This is a genomic window from Mesorhizobium sp. M0496 (genome assembly GCF_040321205.1).
Taxonomy (GTDB): domain Bacteria; phylum Pseudomonadota; class Alphaproteobacteria; order Rhizobiales; family Rhizobiaceae; genus Mesorhizobium.
Genome location: NZ_JAMYRC010000071.1, coordinates 1 through 16,511, shown reverse-complemented (window position 1 = coordinate 16,511; position 16,511 = coordinate 1). Strand labels below are relative to the sequence as shown.

Here is a 16,511-nt window from a genome sequence, read left to right as displayed (position 1 = left end):
TTTTTGCCGAGGCCTTCAGCCTGGTGGCGGGTCTGCTCGACCGGCAGACGCGGCAAGAGGGTAAAGAAATGCTGCGGCTGATCGACTCGACCCCCATTCCACTGGGCAAGCTGTGCGAGTGGGCCAAGTCGAACGGACGCATCCGCGGCATGAAAGTCCATGTCGTCTATGACCCGAAGGCCGACCATCCGCGCGTCCTCGACATCACCGACGCCAACGTCAACGACGCCCAGATCGGTCGCCGGATCACTATCGAGCCCGCGGCGACCTATGTGTTCGACAAGGGCTATTGCCACTATGGCTGGTGGACGGCGATCGCCGAGGCCGGGTCGGTCTTCGTGACGCGGCCCAAGACCAACATGAGGCTGGCGCAGGTGTGCAACCGCCCCGTGGCCGAGCCGCAGGGCGACGGCTTCCTGATCCTGGAAGACAGTGAGGTGAACCTGGTCAGCAAGGACGCTTGCAAGCTGCCGATACGCCTGCGGCGCTTGCGCATCCAGCGCCAGGAAGGCGACACCATCATGCTTTTGACCAACGACATGGAGCGCTCCGCAGTCGAGATCGGGCAGCTCTACAAAGGCCGCTGGCAAATCGAGCTTCTGTTCCGCTGGATCAAGCAGCACCTCAAGATCGGCAAGTTCCTGGGCAACAACGGCAATGCAATCCGCCTACAGCTCTTCGCGGCAATGATCGCCTATGCACTGCTGCGCATCGTCGCGCGCACCCGAGGTGTCGTCATTCCAATCCTGCGGTTCACAGAGCTGGTCGCCCAATACTTGTTCGGGCGGCGAAAAATACACGCCATCGACAAGCCGCCGCCGGTCAATCCGAGCCGGCCAAGAGACCGATCCTCCCTCAATCAGATGGCCTTCATATATGAATAGCTTTCCCCGGACAGTCCTGCCCTTGTGGGGGAGATGTCCGGCAGGACAGAGGGGGGCGCCGTAGAGCGCCAGCGTTCGCCACAAACAGCTATGCCTCTCGGCTTCCGCAGGCAATTTCCAATCGCAAGCTACATCGCCGACTTTGCTTGCCCGGGCAAAAAGCTCGTCGTGGAGGTCGACGGGGTTCAGCACGGCGACGCCGATCCTGCGATGGCCGACACCCTGAGGACGAAGCGCCTGGAACAGGATGGCTGGACCGTCCTTCGCTTCTGGAATGACGATGTCATCCGCGACATCGACCAATGTCTGCCAACATATTGTCATCGTGGCAGGTTTGGTTGACACGCTGTGATATGTTGGCGGGCCAGCGCCCCCCTCTGTCCTGCCGGACATCTCCCCCACTTGGGGGGAGATTGGCAGCTTCGTCGACCGTCTCCCCTCAAGCAAAGTCCTGCAAATTGGTCTCCTGAAGCTTGGTGCCCGCGAGCAGGGCTTCGAGCACCTGCTTCTTGAGCGTGAGGCACTGCGAGCGGGCAAGTTTGACGATGCCGGAAACCTCGCGTGCCTCGCAGGCATGAACCAGGTCCTTTTGCTGGCCGATGATCAGCTGGGTGAAGTCGCGCGATCTGAATCCGAGATGGAGAACCCTCTCCGACTGGTCGAGTATCTGACCCAGGAGCTGCGCCAGGCGTGAATTTCCGGAGAGTTCCGCGAGCGCCAGACGAAAGGCCCGATCCGCCGCCAGGAATGCAACGTGGCTGCGCAGCGTCTCCGGCTTCAGCACTTTCTTCGCAGCCTGCCTGATATCTTCGAGCCCCCGCTCGGTGAGGCCCGACGCGGCTACCCTGAACACCTCCGGCTCAATCAGGCTGCGGACATCGAATATCTCGGCGACATCGCGCAGCGTCAGCGGCGTGATGACATAGCCGCGGCGCGGCTCGCTCCTGACCAGCCCTTCCTGCATCAGCCGGGTCAGCGCTGCGCGGATCGTCGCCTTCCGGATCAGGTAACGGTCACCGATCTGCTTTTCGGTCAGCGTTTCGCCCGGACGCAGCACGCAGGCGACGATGTCGCTCTTCACCTGCTCGTAAGCCTGCTCGCTGCGCAGCAGGTCGGCGGTCGACGGCGCCGCCGCCGAGCCAGCGGACAGGGTCGGTTTCGCCGACGCGGCTGTGAAATCGCGAGGAGTCATGTCTGTTCCGTTCTGGCGATCCCGTTGACGACGCCATCGACATTGACTAGCCTGAGCATCTCAGATCTATCAATTGATCATCTCAAAAGGGATAACTGGCAATGGCTATTCCCGTTGACTCACCTCTCTACGCGGTTGTCGATGATATCGTCAACGCAGCCGGAAGTCCCGATCCCCTCGCACGAATAAGGGCGGTGCTGGGCGACCATACGAACCGTCTTCACGCATTGGGCGTGCTCGCGCATGAAGAAGAGGACGACGAGGTGCTTCTCCATGCAAGCCCGAATTTGACGATCTACCACATCACCCTGTCGCCCGGCCTGCAGTATCCACCGCACAACCACCTGATGGATGCGTTGATCGGCATTTACAGAGGCGGCGAGACCAACTTCATCTATCCCGACGCCGCCAGCAAGCTCGATGCTCCGCGAAGGCAGGACTCCACCGCGCCCACCGTCGTGCACCTGCCCCCGAATACCGTGCATTCGGTCGCCAACACCGGTAGCGCACGGTCGGGTGCGCTGCATGTCTATCTGGGCGATCTGCCTGCGACCCATCGACAGCTCTGGGATCTTGAAAGCAATCAAGCCGAACCCTTCGACAACGATCGCTATCTGGCCGGCGCCCAGCCCATCGAGCAGTCTTGACGGGCAAGCTGCCGATCTCCCTCTCAGAACAGGAACGCGGCCGTGGCGGGGTTCGGCCCGTTGCGGCCTTCGGGCGAATCCATGCCCCGGATCGTCTGCAAATCCTGTGCATCCAACTCGAAATCGAAGACATCGAAATTGGCGGCGATGCGATCCCTGCGGATCGACTTTGGAATGACGATCAGCCCCTCCTGGAGATGCCAGCGAATGATCGTCTGCGCCGCGGACTTACCATGCCTCCTGGCAATGCCGGCAATGTTCGGATCGCTCAGCAGACGGCCGCTGCCCAGCGGGCTCCAGCTTTCGATGCGGATGTCATGCGTGGCATGAAAGTCCCGGATGCCGCGCTGCTGGAACTGGGGGTGCAGTTCGATCTGGTTGACGACGGGCGTCACGCCGGTCTCCGCGATGATCCGCTCCAGATGGTCCTGATTGAAATTCGAAACGCCGATCGACTTGATGCGGCCGGCCTGCCGGAGTTCAACCAGCGTCTTCCAGGCTTCGGCATATTTGTCCTGGCTGGGCACCGGCCAGTGGATCAGGAACAGGTCGATTTGTTCAACGCCGAGCTTCTCCATCGTCTCGTCAAAGGCGCGCAAAGCCGCATCGCGCTGGTGCGCGCCGTTGCGCAGTTTCGAGGTGATGAACAGCTCGCCACGCGGCACGCCGGCGCTTCGAATCGCCTCTCCGACCCCTTCCTCGTTCTGATAGCCTTCCGCGGTGTCGATCAGCCGATAGCCGGCCTCGATCCCCCAACCCACTACTTGCGCCGTGATGTCCTGATCGACCTGCCACACACCAAGACCGAGCTGGGGAATGGCGAAGCCGTCGTTCAACGCAATCTTCTCAGGCATGGTGAGCTGTTCAGACATGATGGGGATCCCTTGCAAAGATGGTCCAGGCGGCCCGCCCGGCGCACGCCCTATCTAGGTTCCACAGGGGGCGACGGCCAGACGGCCGCGGATAAATTTGCCGCGAGCGATCCACCGTCCTGATCTTTGGTCGGAAGATTCGGCCTCACCGCGGCCGGCGCACCGCCCGCACCACGCCGGCGGAGGTGCTGCCGCAGAAGAGGCGGTCGCCGCCATCGGATTCAAGCCCGGATACCCCCATGCCCACCGGCATGTCGAGCTTTTCCAGAACCTTGCCTGACTGCGGATCGACGCGGCGCAGATCGCTCTGGTCGCCTTCCCAGGTGGCGTGCCACAGCTCGCCATCGACCCAGGTAACGCCTGTGACGAAGCGGTTGGATTCGATGGTGCGCAGGATTGCCCCGGTCTCGGGGTCGATCTGGTGAATCCTGCGCTCACGGTATTGCCCCACCCAGAGCGTCCCTTCGGCCCAGGTCAGCCCGGAATCGGCGCCACCGCCGGGTGCTGGAATGGTGGCCAGCACCCGGCCGGTATCCGGATCGATCTTCTGTATCAGGTCGTTGGCAAGCTGGAAGAAATACATGCCATCATAGGCGGTGCCGGCATGCGCGGCGACATCGATCGAGCGCAGCGCCTGCCCGCTTTCCGGATCGAAGGCATTCAGCTTCTCGCCCGAGGCAAACCAGACACTGTTGCCGTCAAAACTCACTCCATGCACCCTCTCCACCCCCGGAAAGGGTCCGTACTCGCGCAGGACTTCGGCCGCTGAATGTTTCATGTCTTGATCCTCACTGAGATGGTCCGATGTCCCTTACTAACCACTCGGCAGCGGGGACGGGAGTAACAAGGTGGTCGTGAATCCGGCCACCGGCGGCGTCATCCAACGCCGCGCCCGTCCGTGCCCGAAAGACTGCACCTTGCCGGCTTCGCCAAGCTGCTCCAGCGCCCGCTGCACGCTGCGCTGGCCGGTGCCAAGCGCCAACGCCAGCGCCGAACTCGCCCAGGATTCACCATCGGCAAGGAAGGCCAGCACCGTCGCGTGCCGCTCCTCGATCGGCCGCGCCAGCACCACCACCTCGCGCGCCTCGCGCGGTGCCAGCGCGAAGCCTTGGCTGGTCGCGCCGATGTCGGCCAGCCCCCGCAGTTCGGCGCGCAGCCGGCCGATCTCGACCCGCAGCCGCGCCCGATGCGATTCATCGGCGTGCCTGCCGCCAAAGGCTTGCGCGATAAGTGTTGCCCTCGACACATCCGCCGGCCACGCTTCGGCGAGCGTGCGTGCCAGCGCAAACAGCACCGGGCGCGTTGCCAGCGAGACGCTTGTTTCCTGCTGGCGCACGACATAGCGGAAGCTATCGATCACCAGCGCCGGCGACGCCTGCAGCGCCTCGACATCCTCGAGCAGCAAGGGGCGCTGCTCACCACCGGCGATCAGCCGCGCCGCCGGCGTGTCCAGCGCCAGGAAAGCGCTGTCGACCTCTGCGATCAGGCCCGCAATGCCGGCGCGGCGGGCGGCGTGGCGGGCCCACTCCAGTGCCCTGCGCGCCGGCTTCGTCTTGAGGCGCCGCATCGCGATGCCGGCGACGGCGAGCTCGTGCGCGGCTCGCGAGGCCGGCGGAAGCGGCATCGGATCGAGTCCGGCCAGCACGCCTTCGGCCTCGTCGAGACGGCCGATCAAAAGCAGGCGCCGTACCTTGAGGTGACCGGCATGCGCGGCATTCAGCCGGTCGCCGTGCTTTTCCAGCGTCGCCCGCGCCGCGTCGAGCGCCTTGTGCGGCCATCCCAGATCACGCGACACCAGTGCGATCTCGGCTTCGGCCACGACGCATCTGGCGCGCGCCACCGCCTCTTTCGGGCCGAAGCCACGCGCCGCCCGCCGCAGCAGCGCCTTGGCGCGATCGAGATCGCCGAGCTGCGCCATGGCGATGCCACGCAGCGCCAACGCCGGCGGGTCTTCGCGCAAGGCGACACGATCCAGCGCGCCGAGCGGATCGCCCCCGGCCAGCGCCAGTGCCGCCGCGGTGATCAGTGAGTCCATTGAAATCCCGTCACACTTGTAACTCCCACCCCGGCGCTCAGCGCCCTAACTTAAGTCATGGCCGCCAACCAGCAAGCCGTATCGGCAGCGGCACAACAAGGGAGAACCACGCGATGAATGACACTGTCGAGGGCACTGAGCGGATGCGCCACCCCTGCTGCGGGCCGGCTCTTTCAAATCCCGTCACACTTGTAACTCCCACCCCCGCGCTTGACCGCCCTATTCCAGCTCACAGCAAGCAACCACACGTCGCAACGGCGCGACAACAGACTGGCAAAGGAGACGACCAATGACCAAGCAGACCGCAATGAAGACCCCGCCGATCGTTTCAAGGCAGGACTGGGAAGCCGCCCGCGAGAAGATGCTGGTGAAGGAGAAGGCAACGCTGCGCGCCAAGGACGCATTGGCCGCCGAGCGCCGGCGCATGCCGTGGATGGAAGTCGACAAGGACTATGTATTCGAAGGACCGAACGGCAAGGCGAGCTTGCTCGATTTGTTCGAAGGCCGCCGCCAGTTGATCGTCTACCGCGCCTTCTTCGAGCCCGGCGTGTTCGGCTGGCCGGAGCATGCCTGCCGCGGTTGTTCGCTCGGCGCCGATCAGGTCGGCCACCTCGCCCATCTCAACGCACGCAACACCACGCTGGCCTACGCCTCGCGCGCCCCGCAGGCCGACATCGCCCGGCTGAAGCAGCGGATGGGCTGGGAGATGCCCTGGTACACCATCACCGACAGTTTCGACAAAGACTTCGGTGTCGACGAATGGCATGGCCACAACGTGTTCATCCGCGATGGCGACCGCATCTTCCGCACCTACTTCATCAACAGCCGCGGTGACGAGGCGATGGGCACCGTCTGGAGCTATCTCGACGCGACGCCGCTTGGCCGCCAGGAGATCTGGGAGGACTCGCCTGAAGGCTATCCGCAAACCCCGCTCTACAGCTGGTGGAACTGGCACGACAATTACGACGCTGGGGCCGACAAGACATGGGAAGAAGTATCGGCAGCCGGCGAAGCGGCGTTCCGGGACAAGGACCAGTAAGGGCTCTCCAGCTTGGTTCCTCGCCCCACGAAAGTGGGGAGAGGTGGCTCGGCGAAGCCGAGACGGAGAGGGGACTGCCCTACGAAACCCCCTCTCCGGCCGCTTCGCGGCCACCTCTCCCCCGCCTTTGGCTGGGGCGAGGAACCCAAATCCTGGAAGGTCGCGCGCGCCCACCACATGCGACGCCCCAGCGCTGGCATCACAATTAAAGGATAAGGACCATGCTCGATATCCATACAGCCACCAGCGAAGCGATCCCCGAAAACATCAATGCGTCCACCCTCAGCATCGCCGATTGGCTATGCCTTGCCGCAGCCCCGACCTTCGCCGTCATGGCGCTGCTTACCTGCATCTTCAGCGGCGATGCGGCCATGCTGTGCATGGGTTCCTCGCCACTCACCGGTATGGCCGCGATGTATCTCCTGATGAGCGCCTTCCATCTGGCGCCATGGTTGCGGGTGATTTCCGGCCGGCAGGTCCGATAGGTCCAGCGCGCCGCCCCAATTTTAGACATCCCATAGGTCGGAGCCTCGTCAGGCTGAGAGGCGGCGGGCAGCGGGATCTCCATCGGCAGCCAGGCGGACCAGCATCGCCGCCGCCTTCGCGCACTACGAATCCCGGAAGCATTTTGGCAAGGTGTGCCTCGAAGTTTGAGGCGCCAGCAGCTCCGACGACGGGACAACAGGACACCCACTATCCATCAGCAGAAGCTAATTGACAGTCAAAGAGAAACGGCGCTCACTGCCTGGCACAGGTGGATCGCAGCATCAGGCGGGCGATATCGACCGCCGACGTCACCTGAAGCAATTCCCGGAAAAAGCGCATAGCGCTTTCCCTTGAGAATTGCGTAAAACCAGGGAGGACGCCATGCCAACCGTTATCGGCCATCACAACATCACGAAAGACAGCAAGCACTGGCTCAGTTCACCCAAGCGCAAGGAGCTTTTCGGCTCGCTTGGGATCACCAATATCCGCACGTTCGTCGATCCGCAGAACCCGAAACAAGTGGCCGTGATGATGGACGTTCCGGACATGGATAAGATGGCCGCTTTGATGCAGAGTAAGGCAGCAGCCGATGCGATGGCCCATGATGGCGTAGCGCCGGAGTCGCTGGTGATCCTGGTCGAAGCGAAAGGCTAATCATTTCGTTCGCTCCAGGGTGTGCGCGATTTGTAACGATGCCGGCCGCTGCGAGCTGTCGTGCTCACGGAATTGCCTCGGCGAGCGACGATCACGCGCCCCGTCGCCGCGCTGTCCACCCTGGAAGGACGTGGCGGTTGCTTGCGATCCGCTGCGCCGTCGACCACAGCCACCCCACAGTTTCCGCCAGGCCGAAACCGGAGAGGTCGGGCTCCCGGCAGGCCCGTTGTTTTTCAACATAACGCGCAAGTTCGATATTGTGGCGCTGTGGCACAGGGTCGTCCTGCCCATGTTCATTCCGCCAGGGCCCATGTTCATTCCGCCAGGGCCCATGTTCATTCCGCCAGGGATAGTCATGCCAGAGGGGCCATTCGACTGTTTTCGGGGGCAGCACGGCATCCTCCTTGGCTGATCCTGTCGAAGAACTGTCGCCCTTTGGTCGTGATGGAAGTGGTGAAGCCAGGGTGATGGAATCGTGAAAAACAGGGCTCGGGCCAGATCGCTGTTGAAATAGAGGTTGCTACGCGAAAGAATTGTTGCCGAGCCATGGGGGCGAAATCCAATGACTGGGCCTCATCTTCATCTCCTGGGCGGCTTCGACCTTGCCGGTGTCGGGTCCGCGGTGCCGGCTTTCAGCCGCAAGGCGCGTGCGATGGTGGCCTATCTCGCGCTGCAATCCGGGCATTCGCAGTCGCGCGAGAAGCTCGCCAACCTGCTTTGGGGCGTCAATGGCGAGACCCAAGCGCGGATGAGCCTCAGGCAGGCGGTGTCGACCGTCAGAAAGGCCATGCACGCTTCCGGCGGCGGACGCTTCCTGACGGACGGCGACAACATTGCCCTCCATCTCGATGGCCTCGATTTTGACGTCGCGCGGTTCGAGGCGCTCGCCGCCGGCTCCGCGCCTGAAGAGCTGGAACAGGCGCTTCTTGCCTATCGCGGTGAACTGCTCGACGGCTTCGGCCTGAAGGAGGAGCCGTTCGAGGATTGGCTGAGGATCGAGCGCGAGCGCCTGAGGGCGATGGCCGTCACGGCGCTGGACAAGCTCGTCGCACACTACGGCGTCATAAACGATGCTGCATCATGCGCGCGAGCGGCAACGCGCCTGCTGGCTATCGAGCCTTTGAGGGAAGACATCCACCGCGCCCTGATGCGCGCCTACGCGGCCCAGGGCCGGCTAAATCTCGCGCTCAAGCAATATGACCATTGCCGCGATGCACTGCAGCGCGAACTCAAGCTGCAACCGGAGCCGGAAACCCGACATCTGCATGAAGAGTTGCGGACGCGCCGCATGACGCCACAAGCCGTCTCCCGCACGGCCGCCTCAGTGTCGCATCCCCCAACATCGCAGCCGTCACCAACTCGAACCGGCGAGCAGCCGGCGTTCGGCGAGGCCCTTAGACCCTCGACCCACTACGTCAAATCGGCGGGGATCAACATTGCCTATCAGGTGACTGGCGATGGTCCAATCGACCTGATCTATGTGCCGGGATGGGTCTCCAACCTCGACCTTTCCTGGGCCTCGCCGCGGCTTTCGCATGTATTGCAGCGGCTCGGCAGCTTTTCGCGCCTGATCCGCATGGACAAGCGCGGCACCGGGCTGTCCGACCGCAATGTAGGCCTGCCGACGCTGGAAGAGCGGATGGAGGACGTGCGGGCAGTGCTGGACGCAGTCGGTTCGAAACGCACGGTCCTGTTTGGCAGTTCCGAGGGCGGCCCCATGGGCATGCTGTTCGCGGCAACCTATCCCGAGCGCATGGCGGCACTCGTGCTTAACGGAGCCTATGCCAGCGGCAGATGGTCGAAGGATTACCCGTGGGCGAAGACGAGCGAGCAGATCGAAGAAGATTTGGCGCTCGTCGAGAGAGAGTGGGGGGAGCCGGCGGATATGAGCAACGCGGCGCCCAGCCTGATGAACGACACGTTCGAGAGAGAATGGTTCGCTGCCTACCTCAGGAATTCAGCCTCGCCGGCCGACGCGATCGCGCTCTGGCGCTGGGGCACCGAAATCGATGTTCGCGACATTCTGCCTGCCATCCATGTTCCGACGCTGATCGTGCAGACGACCGGCGACCGCTGGGTGAAGCCGGAAGAAGGACGCTACCTGGCAACGCATATCGAAGGCGCCAGATACGTTGAGCTTGCCGGTCGGGATCATGTGATCTGGGGCGAGAATTCCGATCGCCTCATCGACGAGATCCAGGCTTTCGTCACCGGCGCCTTGCCGACCGCGCCCGGCGAACGGGTGCTTGTGTCGGTGCTGTCCCTTGAGATAGGGGATTCCGGGACTGGCGTCGATCTGATCGAACGATACGCCGACGAGATCCACAGCGAACTGCTCGTTGCCGAAGGCAGGCAGATCAAGCGCTCCGCAAACGGATTTCTTGCCGTTCCAGCGGCCAACGCGGTCGATCCAGTGCGCGATGGCGATCCGCCGTCGCCTGAGGCAATCCGGTCTCGATGTGCGCTCGGCAGTCCATATCGGCGAATGCGAGGAGCGCGGCAAGGATTTCACCGGCATTGCGATCGAACTGTCATCACGGCTGCTCGACCACGCGCGGTCGGGCGAGATCATCGCGTCGCGCACGGTACGCGATCTCGTGGTCGGCTCCGGACTGACATTTGAAGAGCATGGCGAGATGGAAGCGAGCGGGCTGCCGGGCGTGCTTCAATTTTTTTCCGTCAAAGGAGCGGACGCTTCGTGACGGCTCCTGTTTGCTTGCCCGGTAACAGCCTAATGCAGGTGTCGGGCATCACACAGATTGCCGCAACGAAGTGCTTCAGGTCGCGATATCATTGACCGGCAGCCAGGGCTTGGGAAGATCAACCTCCCCAAGCCCGCTGCGCAACTCGATCTCGATGTCGCGGCAGATCTGCGAGATCGGAACGTCGTTGGCGTTGCCCTCGAACGGATTGGCGCTGCTTTCGCCGACCTGGTCGAGCGACATATAGGCCCAGCCCAGGAGCGTGCTGAACGGGATCGTCAGCCAGATCGCGATCGGGCCGAGCATGCCGCCCAGTTTGCCCATGTCGGCAAAGACCGGAACGACGCCGAACGGCAGCAGGGTGCAGAAGATCATGACGAACATGGAACTGACGATGGCGTATTGCCTTGGATAGGGATTGTTCTTGATACGATCGCAGCGCGCCTGCTGATCATGGAAATCGCGGATCAGCTTGATAAGTTCGACATAGATCTGCGGAGGGATTTTTGCGTCCTTGAACAACGCATTGACCTGGACCGACTGCATTTCCAACAGGGCTATCGCCGGCTGAGGTGACTTCAGCACGTCCTCGGCCTGTTCGGCCAACAGCGGACGCAGCTCGTCGGCGACCGAACTCGCATCCTCATGGATGCGGTAGCGCCGTCGGTATTCGACATTGGCGGCTCGCGCCATAGATTCCCACGGCATCGGCCGGCGCAGAGAGAACCGCAGTGCGGTCATCCAGGCGATATGGCGGTAGATGAGTTGTTTCGCCGTCGGTGCATCGATGAAGTCTCTGCAGAAATTGGACCACAACCGGCTGCTGGCCGTAATTTGCGTAAAGGCCTGCAGCGCGTCACTGCTGCGGGTGAACACCTGCGAATTCTTGAACCCGGCAACGAGTGACACGGTGGTGCCGAGCACGAGCACCACCGACCATGGCACCGAGAAGCCGGCAATGCCCGGCAGACGGTAGGCAGCGACAGCCAGTCCGCTCACCACCACCATGTAAATGACACTGCGGCGCGACCAGAGCGCGAAATCTATCACCTTGTAGGAACGGCCTACATACATCGGATGCCCCTCAAATCATGGACAGGTCTGGTTGTGCGCGGCCGCAATCCGCCGCCCTCACCGTCCCTTTACAGCCCCAAACCGCAATCCGTCCATCAACAGCTTGACCAGCCGGCGCGAACGGTCGCGCCACTCCGGCGTGTCCGGCGCCGAGTAGATGCCGGACAGTGCGTGCAGCACATCGGACGCGTCGACGTCGCCACGGATGGTGCCGTCGGCCACCGCCCTCTCGACCAGTCGCCGCAGGGCCTGCGAAACCCGGCCGGACGTGTCGGAGAACAGCCTCGAATTGGTGTTGAGCAGGATGCGCAGGCTGGTCGCCAGGCCGCGCTTGGTGGCGATATAATCGACGAAGCGCTGCATCCACTGTTCCAGCGCGACATCGGATTGGTGTTTTTCGGCAAGCTCGCCGGCGGCCGCACACAGCGCCTCCACCTCGCGCCGGTAGACCACTTCGACGAGATGCTCGCGCGTCGGAAAATGTCGGTAGAGCGTGCCGATGCCAACGCCGGCCTGGCGCGCGATCTCTTCCAGCGAGGCATCGATACCGCGCTCCGCAAAGACGGATGCCGCCACCTCGACCAGCCGGTCGCGATTGCGCTGCGCATCGGCACGCAGCGGCTTTGCCTCCGAGCCTTCGGCCTTCTTTTCAACGATGACGGACGGCTCCACGGCCAATTTTTTCTCCACTGCCGAAATATGGGGCTTGAACCCATCCGGGTCAGCCCCCACGTAATAAACGGAGGCACCTCCGCTTTAGTGGAGCACCTTTATCATATAATCAGGGGAACCGGTATGTCACGTCTTTCGAAGCCGCAAGGTCACTGGAGACTGGCGAAGGCCGCGAAGAGCGTTATCTCCCCCCTCGAGGGGGAGATGTCGCCGAAGGCGACAGAGGGGGTCGCCTCACATAGAGCGCTAACCTTCATTCGCCGCAGGAGGTTGCACCCGGTCGGACCGACCCCCTCTGCCCTGCCGGGCATCTCCCCCTCAAGGGGGGAAATTAGCCATCGCCTGCCCATTCCTTCCTATCCGCGTCAAGCAACTGGAGCCAGACGCCCATGACCAAAACCACAATCCCCGTCCATCTCGATATCAATGACCACCATCACGAACTGCAACTTGAGCCGCGCGTCACGCTGCTCGACGCCTTGCGCGATCGTCTCGGCCTGACCGGCACCAAGAAGGGCTGCGACCACGGCCAGTGCGGTGCCTGCACCGTGCATGTCGATGGCGAGCGCGTGCTGGCCTGCCTGACCTTGGCGGCGCAAGTCGAGGGCCGCACCGTCACCACCATAGAGGGGCTTGCACGGGAGGGCGAACCGCATCCCGTGCAGGCTGCCTTCCTCGAACAGGATGCCTTCCAGTGCGGCTATTGCACGCCCGGCCAGATCATGTCTGCGGTGGCTTGCATCCGCGAGGGCCATGCCGGCTCCGATGACGAGATTCGCGAATACATGGCCGGCAATCTCTGCCGCTGCGGCGCTTATCCGCATATCGTCGCCGCCGTTCGCCAGGCTGCATTGGAGGTCGCATCATGAGGGATTTTTCCTACCTGCGCGCCGGCTCGGTCGATGCGGCAAGACAGGCGGCCGCCCTGCCCGGTGCCATGCTGTTCGCGGGCGGCACCACGCTTATCGACCTTGCCAAATGCGGCGTCGCCAAGCCCGAGACGCTGGTCGACATCACCCATCTCAAGGGGCTGAACGGCATCGAGCTGAACGAGCGCGGCGCCACCATCGGCGCGCTCGCCAAGATGAGCCACGTCGCCGACCACAACGGCATCAAGAGCCGATTCCCCGCCGTCTCGGAAGCCCTCTGGCAGGCGGCTTCCGCACAGATCCGCAACATGGCGACCATCGGCGGCAATCTGATGCAGCGCACGCGTTGCCCTTACTTCCGCGACCCGGCGAATTTCCCCGCCTGCAACAAGCGGGAACCCGGCAGCGGCTGTTCGGCCATCGGCGGTGTCACACGGGGCCATGCGGTACTCGGCACCAGCGAAGCCTGCATCGCCATGTATCCGGGTGACCTTGCAGTGGCGCTGGTCGCCTTCGATGCGATCGTGCATCTCGGCGATCGCCAAGTCCCGGCGGACGATTTTTTCCTGCTGCCCGGCACAACGCCGGACAGGGAACACGCGATCGAACCAGGCGAGATAATCACCGCCATCGAGATCCCCGGCTCGGCCGCTGCCCGGCGTTCGACCTATCTGAAGATCCGCGATCGGCAGTCCTATGAGTTTGCCGCGGCGAGTGCCGCCGTCGGCATCGAGTTCGAGGCCGATGGGCACACCGTCCGTGACCTGCGCGTCGCGCTTGGCGGCGTCGCGACCAAACCCTGGCGGGCGCGAGCCGTGGAGGACGCGCTGAAGGGCAAGGTGCTGGAACGAGATGCTGTCCGCGCTGCCAGCCTGCTCGCGATCGAAGGCGCCGTCGACCATGGCGCCAACCATTACAAGATTGAACTGGCGCCGCGCGTTGTCGCGCGCGCCATCCTCACAATGGGAGAGACGGCATGACCGTTCACAACATCAGACATGGTGATGCATCCGACGGCGCGCTGGCGCAAGCCGTCGGCGGCCGGCTGTCGCGCGTCGACGGCCCGGCTAAGATCACCGGTGCCGCCAAATACGCCGTCGAGCAACAGCTCGAAGGCCTCGCCTATGCCGTGCTGGTCGAAAGCACGATTGCATCGGGCAAGGTGCGCTCGATCGACACCGCGGAGGCGCAGGCGGCATCCGGCGTGCTGCAAGTGCTGACGCCTGACACCATCCTCAGCCTGAGGACCGCCTCGGACTGGTTCGGGACGCCGCCGCCCGACAAGCCCTATTGCCCGCTGGCGCGCGACATCACCTTTTCGGGCCAGCATGTCGCCGCTGTCGTCGCCGAAACCTTCGAGCAGGCGGTCGCCGCGGCAACCCTCATCAAGGTCAGCTATGACGAGACGCCCGCCATCGTCGACCTTAGCGACGCCAAGGCCGGCGACGGCATCCCGATCGACGCCATGACCAAGGAATGGGGCGACGCGCAAGCCGCTTTCGCCTCGGCCCCAGTGCGCATCTGCGCCGCCTACAACACGCCGCGCGAATACCAGGCGCCGATGGAGCCGCATGGCCTGATCGCCCGCTGGGAGGGCGATCAGCTCACCGTTTGGGAGCCGAGTCAGTGGCTGGACGGCATGGCCCGCACCTATGCCGAATGGTTCGGCGTGCCGTTCGAGAATGTGCGGCTGGTCTCGCCCTATATTGGCGGCGGCTTCGGCTCCAAGGCGCTGGCGCTCAGCCATGGCGCGGTGGCGGCATGTGCCGCAAAAATGCTCGGCCGGCCGGTGCGGCTGGTGATGACGCGGCCGCAGACCTTCACCGGTTATGGCGGCCGCGCCGCGACGCGCCAGACGGTGACGATCGGCGCCGACCGGCAAGGAAAAATCCAGTCGATCGTGCATCGCGGCGTCAATGAAACATCCATCGACGGCATGTGGGTCGAGCCGCTCGGGTCGGTCACCTCGATCATGTACGCGACGCCGAATTTCTCGTCGAAGCAGAATGTCGTGCGGGTCAATTCTGTAGTGCCTGGCCCCATGCGCGCGCCGGGCGAAAACCCCTCGGCCTTCGGCATCGAGAGCGCCATCGACGAACTCGCCTACGAGGTCGGCATCGATCCGCTGGAAATCCGGCTGAGAAACTATGCCGAGCAGGATCCGGAAGCGAAAAAAGCCTGGTCGACCAGGCAGTTGCGCGAGGCTTTTGCCACCGGCGCGGAGCGCTTTGGCTGGTCCAGGCGCACGCCCGAGCCGCGCTCGATGCGCGACGGCAACCAGCTGATCGGCTGGGGCGTTGCGGCGGGCACCTATCCGGTGCGGCGCGCCTATGGCGAGGCGATCGTGCGCATCCTGGCCGACGGCTCGGTCGAGGTCGAAAGCTCCTCGATCGACATGGGCCAGGGCACGTACACCATCTTGGTGCAGACCGCCGCCGAAACGGTCGGCGTGCCGGCCGACAATGTCGTGGTGAAACTGGGCGACTCGCGCTTCCCCCGCGCCGGTGTTGCCGGCGGTTCGCGGCTGGCCGGTGTGATGACTGGCGCTGTCTACAAGGCGGCGACCTCGGCGCTAGACCAACTGGTCGGGCTGGCGATCAGCGATACGCGCTCGCCCTTCCATGCGCTGCAGGCGAACACTTTGGTCGTCGCCAACGGCCGCATCGCCTCGCCGCGCGGCGACGGCCCCGATGTCTCGATCGCCGAGCTGCTCAAAAGCGTCGGCCGCGACCATATCGAAGCCACCGGCGACACCATGCCGGCCAACTCGACGCCGGAGGATCGCTACAAGAACTACACCACCATCGCCATGGCGCTGCCGCACACCGAGGGCGACTATTCCCGCCACTCCTGGTGCGCGCATTTCATCGAGGTGCGCGTCGACGAGGATTTCGGCACGGTGCGGGTGTCGCGCGTGGTGTCGGCGCTGGATTCGGGTCGGCTCTACAACCCGAAGCTCGCCGAAAGCCAGTGGAAGGGCGGCATCATCATGGGCATCGGTCAGGCGCTGCTCGAAGAAGGCATCGTCGACCGCCGCCATGGCCGCATCGTCAACAACAACCTCGCCGATTACCTGGTGCCGACCAATGCCGACATTCCCGACATCGAGGTGATCTCGGTCGGCATCCCCGACCTGCACTCCTCGGTGCTCGGCGGCAAGGGTGTGGGTGAACTGGCGATTGTTGGCGTCGCCCCCGCGATCGCCAACGCGGTGTTTCATGCGACGGGCAAACGGGTTCGGGATTTGCCGATCACGCTGGAGAAGCTGATCTGAGGGTGAGAGCGTGATCTCCCCCCTTGAGGGCAGGGCTATCGCATATGAGTAAAGAGGTCATAGAAGAAATCTTTGCTCCAGTTTGCCCTTCGCATCTTGCTGGCAATTGGT

15 protein-coding genes and 1 pseudogene are annotated in these 16,511 nt (G+C 63.6%); 10 read left to right on the top strand and 6 right to left on the bottom strand.

Going from position 1 to position 16,511, the window contains the following annotated elements; all coding sequences use genetic code 11:
• A partial coding sequence (locus tag NKI73_RS32155; protein WP_352635920.1) for an IS4 family transposase occupies window positions 1-884 on the top strand: 884 nt, incomplete at its 5' end.
• Window positions 885-917: 33 nt separating this feature from the next.
• A pseudogene (locus NKI73_RS32150) lies at window positions 918-1,236 on the top strand (endonuclease domain-containing protein).
• Window positions 1,237-1,323: 87 nt separating this feature from the next.
• Here the strand turns inward: NKI73_RS32150 and NKI73_RS32145 are convergent.
• The gene (locus NKI73_RS32145) at window positions 1,324-2,076 is read right to left on the bottom strand and encodes a GntR family transcriptional regulator (RefSeq protein WP_352635918.1); all 753 of its coding nucleotides are present in this window, start codon (window positions 2,074-2,076) and stop codon (window positions 1,324-1,326) included.
• Window positions 2,077-2,177: 101 nt separating this feature from the next.
• On the opposite strand from NKI73_RS32145, the gene NKI73_RS32140 reads away from it, so the two are divergent.
• The gene (locus tag NKI73_RS32140) at window positions 2,178-2,723 is read left to right on the top strand and encodes an autotransporter (RefSeq protein WP_352635916.1); all 546 of its coding nucleotides are present in this window, start codon (window positions 2,178-2,180) and stop codon (window positions 2,721-2,723) included.
• 23 nt (window positions 2,724-2,746) lie between these two features.
• On the opposite strand, the gene NKI73_RS32135 is transcribed toward NKI73_RS32140, so the two are convergent.
• From NKI73_RS32135 to NKI73_RS32125, 3 genes are all read right to left on the bottom strand, one after another.
• Window positions 2,747-3,595 (bottom strand): aldo/keto reductase, encoded by an 849-nt coding sequence (locus NKI73_RS32135; RefSeq protein ID WP_352635914.1) that lies wholly within the window; start codon window positions 3,593-3,595, stop codon window positions 2,747-2,749.
• 145 nt (window positions 3,596-3,740) lie between these two features.
• Entirely contained in the window at window positions 3,741-4,373 is a 633-nt protein-coding gene (locus tag NKI73_RS32130; protein WP_352635912.1) for a Vgb family protein, read from the bottom strand.
• A gap of 36 nt (window positions 4,374-4,409) precedes the next feature.
• The gene (locus tag NKI73_RS32125) at window positions 4,410-5,630 is read right to left on the bottom strand and encodes a helix-turn-helix domain-containing protein (protein WP_352635911.1); all 1,221 of its coding nucleotides are present in this window, start codon (window positions 5,628-5,630) and stop codon (window positions 4,410-4,412) included.
• A gap of 289 nt (window positions 5,631-5,919) precedes the next feature.
• Here NKI73_RS32125 and NKI73_RS32120 point away from each other — a divergent pair, with 289 nt between their 5' ends.
• From NKI73_RS32120 to NKI73_RS32105, 4 genes are all read left to right on the top strand, one after another.
• Window positions 5,920-6,669, top strand: a complete 750-nt coding sequence (locus NKI73_RS32120) for a DUF899 domain-containing protein (RefSeq protein WP_352635909.1) — start codon at window positions 5,920-5,922, stop codon at window positions 6,667-6,669.
• A 221-nt stretch (window positions 6,670-6,890) separates the two neighbouring features.
• Entirely contained in the window at window positions 6,891-7,154 is a 264-nt protein-coding gene (locus NKI73_RS32115) for a hypothetical protein (RefSeq protein ID WP_352635907.1), read from the top strand.
• A gap of 382 nt (window positions 7,155-7,536) precedes the next feature.
• A complete protein-coding gene (locus NKI73_RS32110; RefSeq protein ID WP_352635905.1) occupies window positions 7,537-7,809 on the top strand; it encodes a hypothetical protein in 273 nt (90 codons plus the stop codon).
• 562 nt (window positions 7,810-8,371) lie between these two features.
• Window positions 8,372-10,432, top strand: a complete 2,061-nt coding sequence (locus tag NKI73_RS32105) for a bifunctional AfsR/SARP family transcriptional regulator/alpha/beta hydrolase (RefSeq protein ID WP_352635904.1) — start codon at window positions 8,372-8,374, stop codon at window positions 10,430-10,432.
• Window positions 10,433-10,586: 154 nt separating this feature from the next.
• On the opposite strand, the gene NKI73_RS32100 is transcribed toward NKI73_RS32105, so the two are convergent.
• Window positions 10,587-11,585 (bottom strand): bestrophin family protein, encoded by a 999-nt coding sequence (locus NKI73_RS32100; RefSeq protein ID WP_352635902.1) that lies wholly within the window; start codon window positions 11,583-11,585, stop codon window positions 10,587-10,589.
• Between the two features lie 57 nt (window positions 11,586-11,642).
• Window positions 11,643-12,263, bottom strand: a complete 621-nt coding sequence (locus NKI73_RS32095; protein WP_352635900.1) for a TetR/AcrR family transcriptional regulator — start codon at window positions 12,261-12,263, stop codon at window positions 11,643-11,645.
• 383 nt (window positions 12,264-12,646) lie between these two features.
• On the opposite strand from NKI73_RS32095, the gene NKI73_RS32090 reads away from it, so the two are divergent.
• The 3 genes from NKI73_RS32090 to NKI73_RS32080 are packed head-to-tail and all read left to right on the top strand — an operon-like array spanning window position 12,647 to window position 16,400.
• Window positions 12,647-13,126, top strand: a complete 480-nt coding sequence (locus NKI73_RS32090; RefSeq protein ID WP_352635898.1) for a (2Fe-2S)-binding protein — start codon at window positions 12,647-12,649, stop codon at window positions 13,124-13,126.
• On the top strand, window positions 13,123-14,106 hold the full coding sequence (locus NKI73_RS32085) for an FAD binding domain-containing protein (protein WP_352635896.1): 984 nt from the start codon (window positions 13,123-13,125) through the stop codon (window positions 14,104-14,106). The genes NKI73_RS32090 and NKI73_RS32085 overlap by 4 nt, the downstream gene beginning before the upstream one ends.
• A complete protein-coding gene (locus NKI73_RS32080) occupies window positions 14,103-16,400 on the top strand; it encodes a xanthine dehydrogenase family protein molybdopterin-binding subunit (RefSeq protein ID WP_352635895.1) in 2,298 nt (765 codons plus the stop codon). Before NKI73_RS32085 ends, NKI73_RS32080 begins: the two co-directional genes overlap by 4 nt.
• Window positions 16,401-16,511 lie beyond the last annotated feature (111 nt).